This window comes from Micromonospora sp. RTBAU3-60 (assembly GCF_054963695.1).
Genome location: NZ_JBUEGB010000043.1, coordinates 36,383 through 53,883, shown reverse-complemented (window position 1 = coordinate 53,883; position 17,501 = coordinate 36,383). Strand labels below are relative to the sequence as shown.

Sequence of the window (17,501 nt, the reverse complement as noted above, 5' to 3'; positions counted from 1 at the left end):
CTGCGGGGCCTGGCCGTACGGGGCCGGCTGGGCCTGCGGGGCCTGGCCGTACGGGGCCGGCTGACCGTAAGGGCCGGCCTGGCCCTGCGGGGCCGGCCAGCCCTGCGCCGGCTGGCCGGGCCCGACCGGCTGGCCGTAGCCGGGCTGGGCCGCGCCGGCGAACTGGTGCGCCGCTGCCTGCTCGCGGGCCTCCTTGCGCGCCTTGAACGCCCGGACGATCAGCAGGATCGGCAGGATGAAGACGTAGAAGAAGATCCGGTACGTCCCGCCCTCGAAGAGGAACATCAGGTAGAAGCCGTAGCCGAACATGGCCAGGCCGACGACGACGTTGAGGATCCGGGATCCGGTGGACTGCTCGCGGATCGCCAGGCCCAAGACGATCATCGCGATGCCGCCGAGCAGCAGCAGCAAGTCATAGATGAGGAAGAACATCTGATTCCTGTCAATCGGTGAAGATGCCGGCCCACCATAGGGGAGCCGTCACTGGCCCCGCTGCCCCGTTGCCTGTGGCAACCGCCACCTCATTTGAGCTGGCCAGCGGTGAGGCCCGCCTGGATCTGCCGCTGGAACGCCGCGTAGACCACCAGCACCGGCAGTGTGGCGATGGTCAGACCGGCGAACAGGCCGCTGTAGTCGCCCTGATAGCCCTGGCTGACCGCGAGTGCCGTGAGGCCCTGGGCCAGGACGTACTTCGAGTCGTCGCCCTGCATGAGCACCTGCGGCAGGATGAACTGGTTCCAGTGGCTCAGGAAGTTGAAGATCGCCACGCTGATCAGTCCCGGACGCGCCATCGGCAGCATCACCCGGAAGAACAGCCGGAAATGGCCACACCCGTCGATCAGGGCCGCCTCCGCGACCGCGGTCGGCAGGGTGCGGAAGAACGCGGTCAGGAAGAACACCGTGAACGGCAGCGAGTACGCCGCGTACACCAGCATGAGGCCGGGCCAGGTACCGAGCAGACCGGCGTTGCGGACCACGAAGAAGAGCGGGACGAGGGCGAGGAAGACCGGGAACATCATGCCGCCGACGAACAGGTAGTAGACGACCTGACGGCCCCGGAACTCGTAGCGCGCGAAGACGTACGCCGCAGTCGCGCCGAGCAGCATAGTCAGCGTGAGCGAACCCGCCACCACGATGGCGCTGTTGAGGAAGTACCGGCCGATGTGCGCCTCGGTCCAGGCCCGGGCCCAGTTGTCCAGGCGCAGCGCGCCGGGCAGCCCCCACGGGTCGGAGAGGATCTCGCCGTCGCTCTTGAACGAGCTGAGGAACATCCACAGCAGCGGCAGCACGGTCAGCGCGCCCCAGACCAGCAGGAAGCCGTGCGACGCGACTTTCACCACACCCAGCTCGCGGCGGGCCGGCCCCGGGTCGTGGCGGGTCGGGCCCGGCTCCGCGCCCGTCGTGGTGGGCCTGTCCAGGGTGGTCATGAGTACTCGATCCTCTCGCGCCGGGCGGCCCGCAGCGCCAGCACCGCCACCGTGAGGGTCAGGAAGAACATCACCACGCCGATTGCCGAGGCGTACCCGAACTTGCTCTCGCTGCCGAACGCGGTCTCGTACATCCGCAGCCCGATGACGTCGGAGGAGAAGTTCGGTCCCCCGTTCGTCATCAGCTGGACGAGGATGAAGCCGTCCAGCGCCGCGATGGCCAGGTAGATCCAGGCGACCTGCACGGTGTCCCAGAGCAGCGGGATGGTGATCCGGCGCAGCGTGACCCACCGGGACGCGCCGTCGAGCAGGACCGCCTCGTAGATGTCGCGCGGGATGGCGGACATCGCCGCGCCGAAGAGCACCACGTAGAAGCCGACGTTGCTCCACACCATCACGGCGAGTACGCACCAGAAGGCGGTGCGCGGATCGCCGAGCCAGGTCGGCGCGGGCAGGCCGACGGCGCGTAGCAAGCCGTTGAGCAGGCCGCTGTTCGGGTGGTAGATCTCCCGCCAGAGCAGCGCGATGATCACTACCGAGAGCACCTGCGGGAAGAAGTAGACCAGCCGGTAGAACGCTGATCCGCGGACTCCGGTCACGCCGGCCCGGTCGCCGCGACCGCCCATCGACAGCATGGTGGCGAAGAACAGGCCGAGGCCGATGGTCAGCACCGGCACCACGGCGAGCAGGATGGCGTTGTTGCCGATCGCGTTCCACACCCGGTCGTCATGCAGCATCGTCCGGAAGTTGGCGAGACCGACCGGGTCGGCCTGCGCCGAGTAGCCCAGCCAGCTCGTCGTCGAGATCTGGAACGCCTGCAGGTACGGCGAGATCACGAACAGGACGTAGAGCGCCAGCGGCGGCAGCAGGAACGTGATGATCAGCGGGTACTTGCCATGTCGCACGAGGGGGATCCTCCTCCAACCGGCCAGGGAGGTGGGGGCGGGCCGACGCCCACCCCCACCGGCTGGCTACGCGGCCCGCTTGTACTTCTTGATCGAGCTGTCCTGGGCGATCGAGTCGGCGCCCTTCTGGCACTGGTCGAGGAACTCCGCCGGGCCGATCCGCCCGCTGAAGAACTCACCGCACGCCGCGTCGACGAGTTCCCGCTCCAGCTTGCGGTAGAAGTTGTTGTAGACCCAGTTGAAGCCGTTGGAGCCGGAGGCCTCCAGCGCCTTCGACACCGTGCTCAGGCCGAACGGCAGCTCGACGCCCTCGGTGGCGCCGGCGACCACGGGCAGGCTGGAGACCTTCTTGGTGAAGTCCTGGGCGCCCTTCTTGGAGAGCATCACCCGCATGTACTCCAGGCCGCCGGCGACGTTCTTGGCCTTGGCCGGGACGATGAACGGCTCGCCCGCGGTGCCCCGGATCGCCTCGAACGGCAGCTTGTCGCCGGTGCTCAGGCTGGGCGTGGGCACCACGGTCATGTTGAAGCCGGCCGGGGTGACCTTCGCCTGCTCGTTCTCCAGCCAGGAGCCGCAGGAGATGAAGGCGGCCTTGCCCTGGCACCAGGCCGTCTGGGACTGGATGTGGTCCAGGCCCGGCGAGCCGTCCAGGATGTACTTGTCCTTGACGATCTGGTGCCACGCGTCGGCAGCCGCCTTCATCGCGTCGGACTTCCACGCGTTCGGCTCGAGGTTGTCGATCGCCATCGCCACCGACGGTCCGCCGAACTTGATCGCCGTGGAGATCAGCGGCCAGCTCATGTAGCGGGGGTGCTTGCCCGCGTACGTCCACGGCGCGATGCCGGCGGCCTTGATCTGCTTGCAGAGCGCGATGTGCTCTTCCCAGGTCTTCCCGTACTGCCAGTTGCGCTCGGTGAAGAGCTTGGTGGAGTACCAGATGCCGTACGCGGTGTACGTGTAGTTGAGGACGAGGAACTTGCCGTCGTACGAGCCGACCTCGACGGTGCCGGGCAGCAGCGTGTCGCGCACCTTCTTGCCGGGGATGTCGAGGCTCGGGGCGTCGAGCAGTTCGCCCAGGTCGGCGATGGCGCCCTGGGACACCAGGCCGTTGGGGTCGATCTGGCCGGCGCCGGAGTTGTTCACCACGTCCGGCGGGTTGCCGTCGACGAAGCGCGGCTGCAGGGTCTTGTTGATCTCCTGCGTCGCCGCGTGCTTGATCTCCGCCTTGGGGTATTTCTCCTTGTACATGGCCTCGTGGGCCTTGGCGTACTCCTCGCCGAAGCCGCCGTTGAAGATCACCACCTCGAGCGGGGCGTCCTCCTTGACGCCGAGCGGGTTCTGCTCGCTCTTGCTGCCCTTGTAGCCGGTGTCCTTCTTGTTGTCGTCGCCACCGGAGGTGGCGCAGCCGGCGAGCAGGCCGGCGGCGGGGGTGACCAAGAGGCCGGCGGCGGCGGTGCGCTGCAGGATCTCACGCCTGTTCATCGCATCTCCTCGGTTCGGGTACGGGGCGGCCCGCCGGGGATGGGGGACGGCGGCCGCGACGGCGAGGCACGGTGGGGTTACGCGTCGCTTGTCTTCAGTTCAATCCGAATTGCTGAAGAATTTCTACGACAGTGGGGCGCGGACCACAAGACCCGACGACCGAACCGTTATCACCGCGAGCCAGAACTCGCTGGAATAGCCTGGGCCCATGCGCCGCCTGCGGCAGCTCGCCGAGCGCACCCCGCCCAGCCGCGAGCGCTACGCCGACCTGCTCCGGGCGCTCGCCATCACCCTGGTCGTCCTCGGCCACTGGACCATCGCCGTGATCGGGCACGACCAGTCCGGCCGACCCACCGGGCACTCCGCGCTCGGCGACCTCCCCTGGGCCTGGCCGCTGACCTGGGTGGTCCAGGTGATGCCGATCTTCTTCCTGGTCGGTGGTTACGCCAACGCCGCCGCCCTGACCTCCTGGCGGTCCCGGGGCGGAGACGCCACCGGCTGGCTGATCGACCGCAGCAGCCGGTTGATCCGGCCCACCACCGCGCTGCTGGTGGTGCTGGCGGCCGGCGCGGCGGTGGCCCGGCTGCGCGGCGCCGACGCCACCGAGATCCGCACGGTGGCCTGGTTCGCCACCATCCCGCTCTGGTTCCTCGTCGCCTACCTGGTGGTGGTCCCGCTGACCCCCGTCATGTACGCGCTGCACCGCCGCCTCGGCCTGGTCGTACCGCTGGTGCTGGTCGGGCTGGTGGCGCTCGGCGATCTGGGCCGGATCCTCGGCCCGGCCGACCTGGCCACCGGGAACTACCTCTTCGGCTGGCTGGCCGTCCACCAGCTCGGCTTCGCCTGGTACGACGCCCGGCGCCCAAGCCCCACAGCACCGGATCAAGGCAGCGGGGACCGTGCCGGACTGCGCCGGCGACGGCTGCCCACCTCGCGGCGCGCCGGGGCGGTGCTGGTGCTCGTGGGGCTGGTCGCGCTGCTGCTGTTGACCCGCGTCGGGCCGTACCCGGTGTCGATGCTGAACGTGCCGGGCGAGCGCCTGGACAACACCGCCCCGCCGAGCGTGGCGCTGCTCGCGGCGGCCATCGCGCAGCTCGGGCTGATCCTGTTGCTGCAGAATCCCGCCCGACGGTGGCTGCGCCGCCGCGGCCCCTGGCAGGCGGTGATCGCGGTGAACGCGGTGGTGCTGACCGTCTTCCTCTGGCACCTGACCGCCGCCGTCCTGCTGGTCGGCCTGCTGGACACCCTGGGGGTGCTGCCCACACCGCAGGTCGCCACGGCGGCCTGGTGGGCCTGGCGGGTGCCCTGGCTGCTCGCCCTGGCCGTGGTGCTGGCCGCGCTGGTCGCCGTGTTCGGCCCGATCGAGGCCCGCACCCGCCGGCACGGCCGGGCGAGCACCGGCGGACCGGTCCGGACCGCGCTGGTCGCGGTGGGCTACGCGGGCCCGGTCGCCGGGCTGCTGATCAACAGCCTCACCGGCAAGACCGCGCCCGAGCCGCTGGGGCTGCCCGCCCCGGCGCTGGCGGCGTACCTGGCCGGGGCGGGGGTGCTGCGACTGCTCAGGTCTGAGTGGGGAAGCCGAGGTTGACCCCGCCGTGCCGGGGGTCGAGCCAGCGGCTGGTGACCACCTTGCCCCGGGTGAAGAAGGCCACCCCCTCGGCGCCGTGCGCGTGCAGGTCACCGAAGAGCGACGCCTTCCAACCGCCGAAGGAGTAGTACGCCATCGGCACCGGGATGGGGACGTTGATGCCGACCATGCCCACCTCCACCTCGTGCTGGTACCGCCGGGCGGCCCCGCCGTCGTTGGTGAAGATCGCCGTGCCGTTGCCGTACGGGTTGACGTTCACCAGGTCGACCGCCTCGTCGTACGAGCCGACCCGGACGACGCTGAGCACCGGCCCGAAGATCTCGTCGGTGTAGATCGACATGTCCGGGGTGACGTGGTCGAAGAGGGTCGGCCCGAGCCAGAACCCCTCCGCCACGCCGTCCGGGGTGACGTCCCGCCCGTCCACCACCGGCACCGCGCCGGCCGCGATCCCGGACTCCACATAGGACCGGACCCGCTCGGCGTGCGCGGCGGTGACCAGCGGACCCATGTCGCAGCCGCGCCGGCCGTCCCCGGTACGCAGCCGGGCCATCCGCTCGGCGATCTTCGCCACCAGGGCATCCGCCACCGGCTCCACCGCGACCAGGGCGGAGATCGCCATGCACCGCTCCCCCGCCGAGCCGAAGCCGGCGTTGACCGCCGCGTCTGCGGCCAGGTCGAGGTCGGCGTCGGGGAGCACCACCATGTGGTTCTTCGCCCCGCCCAGCGCCTGCACCCGCTTGCCGGCCAGCGCGGCGCGCTGGTGCACGTACCGGGCGACCGGGGTGGAGCCGACGAAGGACACCGCCTTCACCCCCGGGTGGTCGAGCAGGGCGTCGACCGCCTCCTTGTCGCCGTTGACCACGTTGAGCACGCCGTCGGGCAGGCCCGCCTCGCTGAACCACTCCGCCAGCAGCAGCGCCGCGCTCGGGTCCTTCTCGCTGGGCTTGAGCACCACCGCGTTGCCGCAGGCGACGGCGACCGGGACGAACCAGAGCGGCACCATCGCCGGGAAGTTGAACGGCGAGATTACCGCCACCACCCCCAGCGGCTGGCGCAGGCTGTACGAGTCGACCTCGGTGGAGACGTTCTCGCTGAAGCCGCCGCGCAGGGCCGACGGGATGCCGCAGGCGTACTCGATGACCTCCAGGCCCCGCTGCACCTCGCCGCCGGCGTCCGCGAGCACCTTGCCGTGCTCGGCGGTGATCACCTCGGCAAGCCGGCCGCGCCGGGCGTGGACCAGCTCGCGGAAGGCGAACAGCACCGCCGTCCGCTTGGAAAGCGACGCGTCCCGCCAGGCCCGCGCCGCCCGCTCGGCCGCCTCCACCGCGCCCGCCACATCCGCCGCGGAGGCCAGCGCCACCAGCCCGGTACGCCGGCCGGTGGCCGGGTCGAAGACGTCCCCGCGCCGCTCCGAGTCACCGACGACCCGCTTGCCGTCGACGAAATGCCCGATCGTGTTCACGCCGCCACCTCCGCCGCCACGCAGGAACGGATCGCGTCGACCAGAATCGCCAGGCCCTCCCGGGCCTCGTCCTCGGTCAGCGTCAGCGGCGGACCCATCCGCACCACATTGCCGTAGAGGCCGCCCTTGCCGACCAGCAGACCGCCGGCCCGGCACGCCTCGAAGACCCGGGCGGTGAGCGCCGGGTCGGGTTCACTGGTGCCCGGGCGGACGAACTCGACGCCCAGCATCAGGCCCTTGCCGCGCACCTCCGCGACACAGTCGAGATCGGCCACCGCGGCGCGCAGACCGTCGCCGAGGATCGCGCCCACCCGCTCCGCGTTGGCCTGCAGGTCGTGATCCAGCAGATAGTCGAGGACCGCGTTGCCGGCCGCCGTGGAGATCGGGTTGCCGCCGAAGGTGGAGAAGCTGATCGCCGGCACCGACTCCAGCACGTCGGCCCGGCCGACCACGCCGGCCAGGGCGAAGCCGTTGCCGATGCCCTTGGCGAAGGTGAGCAGGTCCGGAGTGACGCCGTGCGCCTGGTAGCCCCAGAAGTGCTCGCCAGTCCGTCCCCAGCCGGTCTGCACCTCGTCGCTGATCAGCAGGATGCCGTGCTCGTCGAGCACCTTCTTCCAGCCCGCGAAGAGCCCGTCCGGGCCGTGCACGAACCCGCCGACGCCCTGGATCGGCTCGGCGATCAGGCAGGCCACGTCGCCGGAGGTCTGGGTGGCGAGCACCTCGCGCAGGTCCTCCACCGCGGCGTCGATCCGGTCGGACTCGTCGAGCCGGGACAGCAGACCGCGCAGCCGCTCACCGGAGTGCAGCCAGGCCACCTGCAAGGGGTTGAGCGCACTCGCCGACCAGCTGCGGTTGCCGGTCACGCCCATGGCCGCGTACGACCGGCCGTGGTAGCTGTTGCGCACCGCGAGGATCTGGTGCGAACGGCGGTGGTTGGTGGCGACCAGCAGCGCCGCCTCGTTCGCCTCGGTGCCCGAGTTGGTGAAGAAGACCCGCGCGTCGGGGATGCCGGAGATTCGGCCGATCTTCTCGGCCAGCTCCACCTGCTGCCGGATCAGGTAGAGGGTCGAGCTGTGCACGATGCCGGTGCGCAGCTGCCGCTCGACCGCGTCCCGGATCTCCGGGATGTCGTAGCCGATCATGTTGGTCAGCACCCCGCCGAAGAAGTCCAGGTAGCTGCGTCCCTGGGCGTCGGTCACCCGGCGGCCGGAGCCGGAGACCAGCTCGATCGGTTCGGCGTAGTAGAGCGGCATCCAGGACGGGAGCACGGCCCGGTGCCGGGCCAGCAGATCGTCGGAGGTCATCGTCGCACCCTTCAGCGGCGGTTGGTCCTCGCACGCTCTCACCGCCCGATGAGGGGGACAACTGTCACTGTGTAGCGCAGCGGCCCCGGCCGCCTGACACCGCGTCAACCCGCGCCGCTGCCGCTGTGGCCACGATCCACAACGGCCGGTGCCCGCGTACGGACGGGCGGTAGCATCCGCCGGGTGCGGACGACGGGGGTGGCGCTGCCGGCCGGCGCGGCGGGAACGACCGACGGGGAACTCACGGCGGGGGTACGGGCGTGGGTGGACTCGCCGCCGCTGCGCGCCCTGGTACGGCACTTCGGCGGTGACTGGCCGGCCGGGGACCTGCCGGCAGTGCTGTCCGGGCTGGACGACTTCTCCGCCCGGCACTGGGACTTCCGCGAGGGGCGGGAACGCCCGGAGGCCCGGGAGCCGGCCTTCGACCCGGCGACCGTCCGGCTGGTGCTCGACGCCGCGGCGGCACTGGGCCTGGTCCGACCCGTCCCGCCGGCCCTACCCCGATACGCCCACCTGCTGGTGCTCGGCGGGCTGGCGCACGCCTGCCTGCGGCGCACCGCGTACGCCGCGCACCTGGCGCGCACGGTCGCCGGGATCACCGGCGAGGTGGCGGTGCTGGGCAGCTGCCGGCTCCTCTCCCCGGCCGAGTCACGGATGCTCGCCGACGCCGGGATCACCGGCTGCTCGACCGAGGTGGACGCCCTCGACGCGGGCGTACGCGCCGCGTTCGGGGTCACGACGCCGAGCGAGGAACGCGGCGAGCCGGCCGACCACCCCCACCGGGCCTGGTCCTCGCGCACCTACCGACCGGCCGGCCTGCCCCCGGTCCGGGTCCTCGCCGCCCCGTCCAGCGAGCCGGACCGGCGCCGGGCGCACACCGCCGACACCCAGCGGTTCTGGGCCGAACACGTCCGGCTGCGGGCCGGCGACCCGGTGCTGATGGTGACCGCGCCGATCTACGTGCCGTTCCAGCACTGCGACGCGCTGCGCACCCTCGCCGTGCCGTACCGCTGCGGGATCGACACGGTCGGGGTCGACCCGACGCTGGCGGCGGTGGCCGGGCTACCCGAACCCACCCTCACCCCGGGCCGCTACCTCCAGGAGATCCGGTCGGCGATCCGGTCCATGCGCGCCCTGCACGCGGTACTGCCAAGCTGAGACGGCGCCGGTGCAGGAGCCCGCCCCGGTTGCCCTCACCGGGAGGGACTCAGCGGAACCGGGCACGCGCAATCGCCCGAGAGACCTCCGCCGGCTGCTCCACCTCCAGTACCAGCCGGTCGTACGGCTCCCCGTCCAACTCGACCAGCAGCACCTCCTCGGCGCGGTGCACGCACCAGAACGACCGGCCGTTGGTCCGGGAGACGTAGCTGCCCGCCATGATCAGGCCGGGCCAGAAGGTGCCGGGTAGCCGCCAGCCAGAGCCCCGCGCGTACGCCTCGGCGCGGGAGACCGGCCGCACGCCGGTGATCGCGGCGGTGGGCACGCGGACCCCGGCGGTGAGCGCCCACAGCCGGTCGGCGCCGGTGAGCCGGACGACCAACTGGTCCGGGTCCACGTCCACCAGCACCGCCATGATCACGAGGTTAGCCCGACGGACCGGCCCCGACCAGGGCCGGCCGGGGCTCAGCGGGCGGTGTCGGCGACCGCCTGCGCGAAGACCTCGGACCGGTGCTCGAAGTTGCGGAACCGCCCGTAGCTCGGCGCGGCCGGGGAGAGCAGCACCACCCCGCCGGCCGGGGTGAGCTTGCGGGAGAGCCCTACCGCGGCGACCAGGTCCTCGGCGAGCTCGGTCCGCACCGCCGGCAGCCCGGCGAGCGCCTCGACGATCCGGGGGCCGCTGTCCGGGATGCCGATCACGGTGACCTCCCGCTCGGCCAGGTGGTCGCGCAGCGGGCTGTAGTCCAGGCCCCGGTCGGTCCCGCCGACGATCACGGTCAACGGCCGCCCCTCGTACGCGTCGATCGCGTGCATCGCCGCGTACGGGCTGGTGGCCAGGGTGTCGTCGACGAAGGTGAGGCCGGACGGGTCGGGGATCTCGGTGAGCCGGTGGGCGAGCCCTTGGAACCCGGCGACCGCCACCGCGAGGGTGTCCTTGGCGGCCACCACGTCCACGCCGAGCGCGTCCAGCACGGCGAGAGCGACGCAGAGGTTGCCCTCGTTGTGCCGGCCGACCAGCGGCAGCACCGCGCGCGGGAAGAGCGGCTGGTCCCGCAGGTGGAACCAGGGGCTGCCGTCCGGGCCGGAGGCGACGTGGGCGGCGTCCGGCAGGCCGACCCGCACCGCGGCCCGGTCCCCCAACTCCAGGGCCAGCCGCGGGTCCGCGCCGTTGACCACCACCGTGTGCGGGCCGTGCGCGAGCAGGTTCAGCTTGTCCCGGTAGTACTCCCGCTCGCCGCCGTGCGCGTCGAGGTGTTCGGGGAAGAGCGCGGTGACCACGGCCACCCGGGGGGAGTCGGTCAGGTCGGCGCACTGGTAGCTGGACAGCTCCAGCACGTACAGCTCGGCCTCGGGCAGGTCGAGCAGCGGCACACCGATGTTGCCGCCGAAGACGTTGGGTCGGCCGGCCGCGGTCAGCAGGTGGCTGATCAGGCTGGACGTGGTGCTCTTGCCCTTGCTGCCGGTGACCCCCACCGTCCGGGCCGCGTGGTCGGCCATCCAGAGCGCGCTGCCCTGGGTGATCGGGACGTCCCGGCGGCGCAGCTCGACCATCCACGGGTGGGTGTTCGGCACGCCCGGCGAACGGACCACCACGTCGGCGGCGGCCAGCCGGGCGAAGCCGGCCTCCCCGGTGACCAGCGGAGCGGCCTCCGCCAGCGCCCCCTCCCAGGGCAGGGTGAGGAAGTTCGCACTGTCGTCGACCACGACCAGCTCGGCCGGGCCGTGCGCGGCGATCGCGGTCACCGCGGCCCGGCCCTCCCGGCCGGCGCCCCAGACGGCGACATGACGTCCGCGCAGATCAGACAGGCGCACAGGCTCTCCTCGGGTCGCGACGGTGGTCGGCGGGCACGGTCCGACGCAGCCGGACACGGCCGGACGAACCAGGGCCTAGTATTGCGTGTGCCCAACGAGCAGCTCCGGCGGATGGACGCCTTCACCTTCCCGTCCTACTCGATCGACTTCGCCACCGGCGAGGCGTTGTTCGACTACGCCCTCACCGGCCCCGACGGCGAGCAGCGGTTCACCGAGGTGATCACCTTCCCGTTGCCCGCCGAGCCGGTGTCGGACGAGACCGCGGCCACCGTCAACCGGGTGCTCGACCTGCTGCACATCGTCGCCGGGGTCAGCTACTACAAGGCCGCCGCCCCGCCCCGGCTGGTGCTGCCGGCGCCGCTGGGCGCGGCCGCCGTCGAGCTGGTCACCGCCGTCTACACCAAGGGCCTCGGCGAGTACGCGTACCGCAACCAGCTCCCGCACGTGCTGGAGCTGCGCCCCGAGGTGCCGGCCGGGGAGGTCACCCCACCCCGGGTGTACGACGACTCGGACCGGCGCCCGCTCTCCGCGGTCGGCGGCGGCAAGGACTCCATCGTCAGCCTGGAGGCGCTGCGCCGGGCCGGCTTCGACCCGGTGCCCTTCTCGGTCAACCCCAACCACGTCATCGTGTCGGTCAACGAGGCGTCCGACCTGGTGCCCCTCGCGGCCCGGCGGCGGATCGACCCGGTGCTGTTCGACCTCAACGCGGCCGGCGCGCGCAACGGGCACATCCCGGTCACCGCGATCAACTCGCTGATCGCGGTCGCCACCGCCGTGCTGCACGGCCTCGGCCCGGTGGTGATGTCCAACGAGCGCTCGGCATCCGACCCCAACCTCAGCTGGCAGGGGCACGAGATCAACCACCAGTGGTCCAAGGGCGTCGAGGCGGAGGGGCTGCTGCGGGCCGCCCTCGCCGAGCACGCCGGGCTCACCGAGCCGTACTTCTCGCTGCTGCGGTCGCTGTCGGAGCTGCACATCGCCCGGCTGTTCGCCGAGATCGACCGGTACGACGCCGTGGTGACCAGCTGCAACGCCGCGTTCAAGCTGCGCGACGCGAGCGAGCGCTGGTGCCGCGACTGCCCGAAGTGCCGGTTCGTCTTCCTGGCCATGGCGCCGTTCATGCCTCGGGAGCGGCTCACCAGGATCTTCGGTGGCGACCTGCTCGCCGACGAGGCGCAGATCCCCGGCTACCGCGAGCTGCTCGGCGTGGACGGGCACAAGCCGTTCGAGTGCGTCGGCGAGGTCGAGGAGTCGGTGGTGGCGCTGAGCCTGCTCGCCGAGCAGGACCAGTGGCGCGACGCCCCGGTGGTCCGCGCCCTGGTCGACGCGGTCCCGGACACCGCCTGGTCGACCGCGGCCACCTCGGACGTCTTCACCCCCGCCGGCCCCACCTTCGTCCCCCCCGCCTACGCCAAGGCCCTCACCACCCTCACCTAACCCCTTCCCCACCCCACCCCACGCCGCCCCGCCGCCGCCGTCGTTGATCAAGAAGTTGTTGCCGCGACACGCCGAAGCAGCGGGCAACAACTTCATGATCAACCGCGCGAAGGCTGGGGTGGGGGCGGGCGGGGTTAGGGGGTGCGGACGGCGTCCAGGGCCAGCAGGGCCACGTGGAGGGAGAGGCAGGCCTCGACCGAGTCGAGGTCGACGTCGAGGATCCGGCCGATCCGGGCCAGCCGCTCGTAGAACGCCGGCCGGGACAGGTGCGCCGCCGCGGCCGCCGCCGACTTGTTCCGGCCCTGCTCCAGGTACGCCCGCAGGGTGCCGAGCAACTGCTCGCGGGGATGCCGGGCGTCGTACGCCAGCAGCGCACCGAGTTCCCGCTCCACGAAAGTCTGCAGGCGCGGCTCGTCCCGCAGCAGGTGCAGCAGGCCGGCCAGCCCGACGTGCGGCAGCCGGAAGATCGGCAGATCCCGCCGGTCCCGGCGGGCCGCCTCGGCGATCTGCCGCGCCTCGACCAGTGAGCGGCCCGCCTCCCGCAGGCTGCCCACCCCGGACCCGGCCGCGATGATCACCGCTGCCGGAGCGGCCGCCCGCGGCGGGACGGCAGTCGGACGGGCCGGCCCGTCGGCGGCACGCGGCGCGCCGACGGCGACGGGACGGGTGGCCACGTCGACCGGGCGGGGGGCGGACCGGGGGCCCGGCGGACGGGCCGGGACGGCGTCGAGGCGTACCCGGCGCAGCGCGGCGGCGAGCGCGGCGAGCGCCTTCTCCTCGGCGGCCGGGTCGGCGAGGGCGAGCAGCGCGCCGACCGCATGGTCGTCGACGGCGCTGGTCAGGGCGGTGAGCCTGGCCTCCCGGAGCGCCTGGCCGACCGACTCGGCGAGGTCGCGCAGCCGGGCCGGGCCGGCCTCCGGACCGGACTCCCCGGCCTCCGCCGCGTCGTCGGCCCGGTACCGCACCACGACGCCGACCAGGTGGCGGCGGTCCAGCGTCACGCCGAGGGCCTTGGCCCGCAGCGCAACCTCGTCGACCGGACGGGAGTGGTCGATCAGGGCGGTGAGCAGGGTCCGGTGGATCTGCCGTTCCAACCCCTCGGCGTCGCGCCGGATCAACCGGCCGAGGGCGAGCGTGGAGGCGGCCCGCTCGATGAGGATGGTGAGCCGGGTGGGCGGGGTCGGCCGGGTGCCGTCGATCCCGTCGAGCGGGACGACCTCCGGCGGGCGGTCGTCGGCGGCCAGCAGCCGGTCGGCGCCGCCCGTGGTCAGCTCGCCGCCGGCCGGCCAGCGCAGCAGCAGCCGCCCCCAGTCCTCGCCCCGGGCGCCGACGGTGGTGACCAGCCACCCGCTGTCCGGGTCGTACGCGGTCCGCCCGGCGGGCCGGATCCGCCGCGAGTGCTGCTCCCAGCCGTCGAGCAGCAACTCGGCGCTCTCCCCCGCCGGGTCGTACGCGAGCACCCGCCGGGACAGGTTCTCCAGCACCACCGGACACCCGGCCAGCTCGGCGGCCTGCCGCACCACGTCTTCCGGGCCGGCGCCCTCCACGGAGAGCTCGGTGAACCGCTGGTGGATCTCCTCGGTGGCCCGCAGCTCAGTGAGCTGGGCGTCCACGATCAGCGCGTGCACCGCCTCGGTGATCCGGACGAACGGGGTGGCCCGGCGCAGCTCGACCAGGGGCAGTCCGCGCCGCTCGGCCGCGGCGGCCATCACCCGGGGCACTCCGCTGAGGTAGCGGCGACCGAGCTCGACGACGAGCCCGGACACCCCGACGTCGGCCAGGTCGTCGATGAACGCGCGCAGCCCCGCGTCGTCCGGAGGTAGCCCGATGCCGGTGGTGAGCACGAGTTCCCCGCCGCCGAGCAAGGTGGCGATGTCCGGCACCTCGGCCACGTGCACCCAGCGGACCGGGCGGTCCAGCCCCGCGTCGCCCGCGACCAGGCGCGGGGCGCCGTGGCGTACCGGCACCAGGGCGAGCACTTCACGGACGGTAGGGAACACGGGCGTCACGCTACCCTGCGTCACCGCCGATCACGAAGACCCGCCGCCGCCACGTCCCGAGTCCGTCGAGTAGCGTCGCCATGATCGTGATCAATCGGAGGGGGACGCATGGACGGGACGACGGTCAGCCGACGGACGTTCGGGAAGCTGGTGGGTGCCGCCGGGGTGGGCACGCTCGGCGCGGGGGCGCTGGGGGCGGCGCCGGCGAGCGCCGCAGTGGACACCTGGACGGCGTCCGGCACCGCGGTCAGCTCGCTCAGCGCGTTCGACGACACCATGAAGGCCTTCATGCAGGCCCGGCACATCGAGGCCGGCCAGCTCGCGGTGACCTACCAGGGGCGGCTGGTGCTGGCCCGGGGCTACGGCAACAACTCGCCGCAGTACATCCAGCCCACCTCGTTGTTCCGGGTGGCCAGCCTCTCCAAGTCGTTGACCGCGGCGGCGATCGTCCGGCTCGCGCAGGACGGCAAGCTCAACCTCGGTGACCCCATCACCAAGTTCCTGAACCTGACTCCGCCGCCCGGGCAGACCGCCGACCCCCGGCTGAGCCAGGTCACCCTCTGGCGGCTGCTCCAGCACACCGGCGGCTGGGACCGGGACCTGACCGCGTTCGACCCGGTGTTCAAGGACCGGGTCATCGCCAACGCGCTGGGCGTGCCGATGGAGCTGACCCACGCCGACGTCATCCGATTCATGTCCGGCCAGCCGCTGATGCACGACCCCGGCTCGACCGTCTCCTACAGCAATTACGGCTACCTGCTCGCCGGCCGGATCATCGAGAAGGTCACCGGCCTGCCGTACGAGACGTACGTGAAGCAGAAGCTGCTCGCCCCGCGGGGCATCACCCGGATGGCGACCGGCTGGACGATCAGCCGACACAGCGGCGAGGTGGGCTACCACTCCCAGTACACCGGTCCGACCGTGCTGGACAACTCGGGCACGATCGTCAACGCCCCGTACGGCACGTTCAGCATGCGCATCCACGACGCCAACGGCGGCTGGCTCGCCTCCGCGGTGGACCTGGTCCGCTGGGCGGCAACCTTCGACAGCGGCAACACGGTGCTGAACAGCACCTCGATCGGCCGGGTCTTCGCCGTGCCCAACCCCACCGGCGTGAACGCCGACGGCTGGTACTACGGCCTGGGCTGGCAGGTGCGCCCAGTCAGCGGCGGCACCGGCCGCAACACCTGGCACACCGGCAGCTTCGCCGGCACGTACAGCATCATGGTCCGCACCTACCACGGGATGAGCTGGGCGGCCGTGTTCAACCAGCGCGACGACGAGTCCGGGCTGAGCTACGGCGCGATCGACTCGGCGCTCTGGACCGCCTCCCGCGCGGTAACCAGCTGGCCGACCCACAACCTCTGGTCCACGTACTTCGGCTGACCGACGTGACGGCGGGGCGGTCACCGCCCCGCCGTCACAGCGCACCCCATTCCCGAGGCATCGCTCAGTCGACGCCGAACTCCATCGCGGCGCGGTCGAGTGCCTCGTCGTCGGCGGAGGAGACGCCCCGGGAGGCGATGGCTTCCGCGCCGCCCTGGGGCATCGCACCGATCAGCCCGGTCGAGGCCGCCTGCGCGGCGCCGACCATCCGCTGCGGGGCCGCGCCGCCGACCATGCCAAGGGTGGCGTACTGCTCCAGCTTCGCCCGCGAGTCGGCGATGTCCAGGTTGCGCATGGTGAGCTGGCCGATCCGGTCCGACGGGCCGAACGCCGAGTCCTCGGTACGCTCCATCGACAGCTTGTCGGGGTGGTAGCTGAACGCCGGGCCGGTGGTGTCCAGGATCGAGTAGTCCTCGCCCCGGCGCAGCCGCAACGTCACCTCACCGGTGACCGCCGTGCCGACCCAGCGCTGCAACGACTCGCGCAGCATCAGCGCCTGCGGGTCCAGCCAGCGCCCCTCGTACATCAGCCGACCGAGGCGGCGGCCCTCGTTGTGGTAGTTCGCCAGCGTGTCCTCGTTGTGGATGGCGTTGACCAGCCGTTCGTACGCGGCATGCAGCAGCGCCATGCCGGGCGCCTCGTAGATGCCCCGGCTCTTGGCCTCGATGATCCGGTTCTCGATCTGGTCCGACATGCCCAGGCCGTGCCGGCCGCCGATGGCGTTGGCCTCCAGCACCAGATCGACGGGGCTGGCGAACTCCTTACCGTTGATCGTCACCGGACGACCCTGGTCGAAGCCGATCGTGACATCCTCGGTCGGGATCTCCACCGACAGGTCCCAGAACCGGACTCCCATGATCGGGTTGACCGTCTCGATGCCGGTGTCGAGGTGCTCGAGGGTCTTCGCCTCGTGCGTGGCGCCCCAGATGTTGGCGTCGGTGGAGTAAGCCTTCTCGGTGCTGTCCCGGTACGGCAGGCCGCGTTCGAGCAGCCACTCCGACATCTCCTTACGTCCGCCCAGTTCGGTGACGAAGTCGGTGTCGAGCCACGGCTTGTAGATGCGCAGCTGCGGGTTGGCCAGCAGGCCGTACCGGTAGAACCGCTCGATGTCATTGCCCTTGAAGGTCGAGCCGTCGCCCCAGATCTGGACGTCGTCCGAGATCATCGCCCGCACCAGCAGGGTCCCGGTCACGGCCCGGCCCAACGGGGTGGTGTTGAAGTACGCCCGCCCGCCCGAGCGGATGTGGAAGGCCCCGCAGGTCAGCGCTGCCAGGCCCTCCTCGACCAGGGCGGCGCGGCAGTCGACCAGGCGGGCGACCTCGGCGCCGTAGCTGAGCGCGCGACCGGGCACCGAGGCGATGTCGGGCTCGTCGTATTGGCCGATGTCGGCGGTGTAGGCGCAGGGAACCGCGCCCTTGTCGCGCATCCACGCGACCGCTACCGAGGTGTCGAGGCCGCCGGAAAAGGCGATGCCGACGCGTTCGCCGATGGGCAGGGAGGTGAGAACCTTGGACACAAGGAAGATTATGCACCACCCCGC

13 protein-coding genes and 1 pseudogene are annotated in these 17,501 nt (G+C 72.0%); 4 read left to right on the top strand and 10 right to left on the bottom strand.

The features are described from left to right. The 4 genes and pseudogenes from ACY34I_RS28945 to ngcE all read right to left on the bottom strand — a co-directional run. Positions 1–432, bottom strand: a pseudogene (locus tag ACY34I_RS28945) (hypothetical protein); the annotation flags it as partial. A gap of 89 nt (positions 433–521) precedes the next feature. Next, positions 522–1,427 carry a carbohydrate ABC transporter permease gene (locus ACY34I_RS28940; protein ID WP_462758207.1) on the bottom strand — a complete coding sequence of 302 codons (906 nt, stop codon included), beginning with the start codon at positions 1,425–1,427 and terminating at the stop codon, positions 522–524. Continuing rightward, positions 1,424–2,332 carry a carbohydrate ABC transporter permease gene (locus ACY34I_RS28935; RefSeq protein ID WP_462758206.1) on the bottom strand — a complete coding sequence of 303 codons (909 nt, stop codon included), beginning with the start codon at positions 2,330–2,332 and terminating at the stop codon, positions 1,424–1,426. The genes ACY34I_RS28940 and ACY34I_RS28935 overlap by 4 nt, the downstream gene beginning before the upstream one ends. A 66-nt stretch (positions 2,333–2,398) precedes the next feature. Next, a complete protein-coding gene (gene ngcE / locus ACY34I_RS28930) occupies positions 2,399–3,814 on the bottom strand; it encodes an N-acetylglucosamine/diacetylchitobiose ABC transporter substrate-binding protein (RefSeq protein ID WP_462758205.1) in 1,416 nt (471 codons plus the stop codon). Between the two features lie 208 nt (positions 3,815–4,022). Here ngcE and ACY34I_RS28925 point away from each other — a divergent pair, with 208 nt between their 5' ends. After that, the gene (locus ACY34I_RS28925) at positions 4,023–5,402 is read left to right on the top strand and encodes an acyltransferase family protein (protein WP_462758204.1); all 1,380 of its coding nucleotides are present in this window, start codon (positions 4,023–4,025) and stop codon (positions 5,400–5,402) included. On the opposite strand, the gene ACY34I_RS28920 is transcribed toward ACY34I_RS28925, so the two are convergent. Both ACY34I_RS28920 and ACY34I_RS28915 read right to left on the bottom strand, forming a co-directional pair. After that, positions 5,374–6,864 carry a CoA-acylating methylmalonate-semialdehyde dehydrogenase gene (locus ACY34I_RS28920; RefSeq protein WP_462758203.1) on the bottom strand — a complete coding sequence of 497 codons (1,491 nt, stop codon included), beginning with the start codon at positions 6,862–6,864 and terminating at the stop codon, positions 5,374–5,376. The two genes, ACY34I_RS28925 and ACY34I_RS28920, sit on opposite strands and share 29 nt — an antisense overlap. Continuing rightward, the gene (locus tag ACY34I_RS28915) at positions 6,861–8,168 is read right to left on the bottom strand and encodes an aspartate aminotransferase family protein (protein WP_462758201.1); all 1,308 of its coding nucleotides are present in this window, start codon (positions 8,166–8,168) and stop codon (positions 6,861–6,863) included. Before ACY34I_RS28915 ends, ACY34I_RS28920 begins: the two co-directional genes overlap by 4 nt. A 183-nt stretch (positions 8,169–8,351) precedes the next feature. On the opposite strand from ACY34I_RS28915, the gene ACY34I_RS28910 reads away from it, so the two are divergent. Further along, complete coding sequence (locus ACY34I_RS28910; protein ID WP_462758200.1) at positions 8,352–9,326, top strand: hypothetical protein; 975 nt, start codon at positions 8,352–8,354, stop codon at positions 9,324–9,326. 49 nt (positions 9,327–9,375) lie between these two features. Here ACY34I_RS28910 and ACY34I_RS28905 read toward each other — a convergent pair whose 3' ends face one another. Beyond that, on the bottom strand, positions 9,376–9,741 hold the full coding sequence (locus ACY34I_RS28905; RefSeq protein ID WP_462758199.1) for a hypothetical protein: 366 nt from the start codon (positions 9,739–9,741) through the stop codon (positions 9,376–9,378). Between the two features lie 50 nt (positions 9,742–9,791). After that, positions 9,792–11,138 carry a UDP-N-acetylmuramoyl-L-alanine--D-glutamate ligase gene (gene murD, locus ACY34I_RS28900; RefSeq protein ID WP_462758198.1) on the bottom strand — a complete coding sequence of 449 codons (1,347 nt, stop codon included), beginning with the start codon at positions 11,136–11,138 and terminating at the stop codon, positions 9,792–9,794. An 87-nt stretch (positions 11,139–11,225) separates the two neighbouring features. Here murD and ACY34I_RS28895 point away from each other — a divergent pair, with 87 nt between their 5' ends. After that, complete coding sequence (locus tag ACY34I_RS28895) at positions 11,226–12,575, top strand: hypothetical protein (RefSeq protein ID WP_462758197.1); 1,350 nt, start codon at positions 11,226–11,228, stop codon at positions 12,573–12,575. A gap of 134 nt (positions 12,576–12,709) precedes the next feature. Here ACY34I_RS28895 and ACY34I_RS28890 read toward each other — a convergent pair whose 3' ends face one another. Continuing rightward, on the bottom strand, positions 12,710–14,575 hold the full coding sequence (locus ACY34I_RS28890) for a PucR family transcriptional regulator (protein WP_462758196.1): 1,866 nt from the start codon (positions 14,573–14,575) through the stop codon (positions 12,710–12,712). A gap of 108 nt (positions 14,576–14,683) precedes the next feature. Between ACY34I_RS28890 and ACY34I_RS28885 the strand changes: the two genes are divergently transcribed. Next, positions 14,684–15,961: a serine hydrolase domain-containing protein gene (locus ACY34I_RS28885; protein ID WP_462758195.1), complete on the top strand. Its 1,278-nt coding sequence runs from the start codon at positions 14,684–14,686 to the stop codon at positions 15,959–15,961. Positions 15,962–16,025: 64 nt separating this feature from the next. Here the strand turns inward: ACY34I_RS28885 and argG are convergent, their stop codons facing one another. Next, positions 16,026–17,477, bottom strand: a complete 1,452-nt coding sequence (gene argG / locus ACY34I_RS28880; protein WP_462758194.1) for an argininosuccinate synthase — start codon at positions 17,475–17,477, stop codon at positions 16,026–16,028. Positions 17,478–17,501 lie beyond the last annotated feature (24 nt).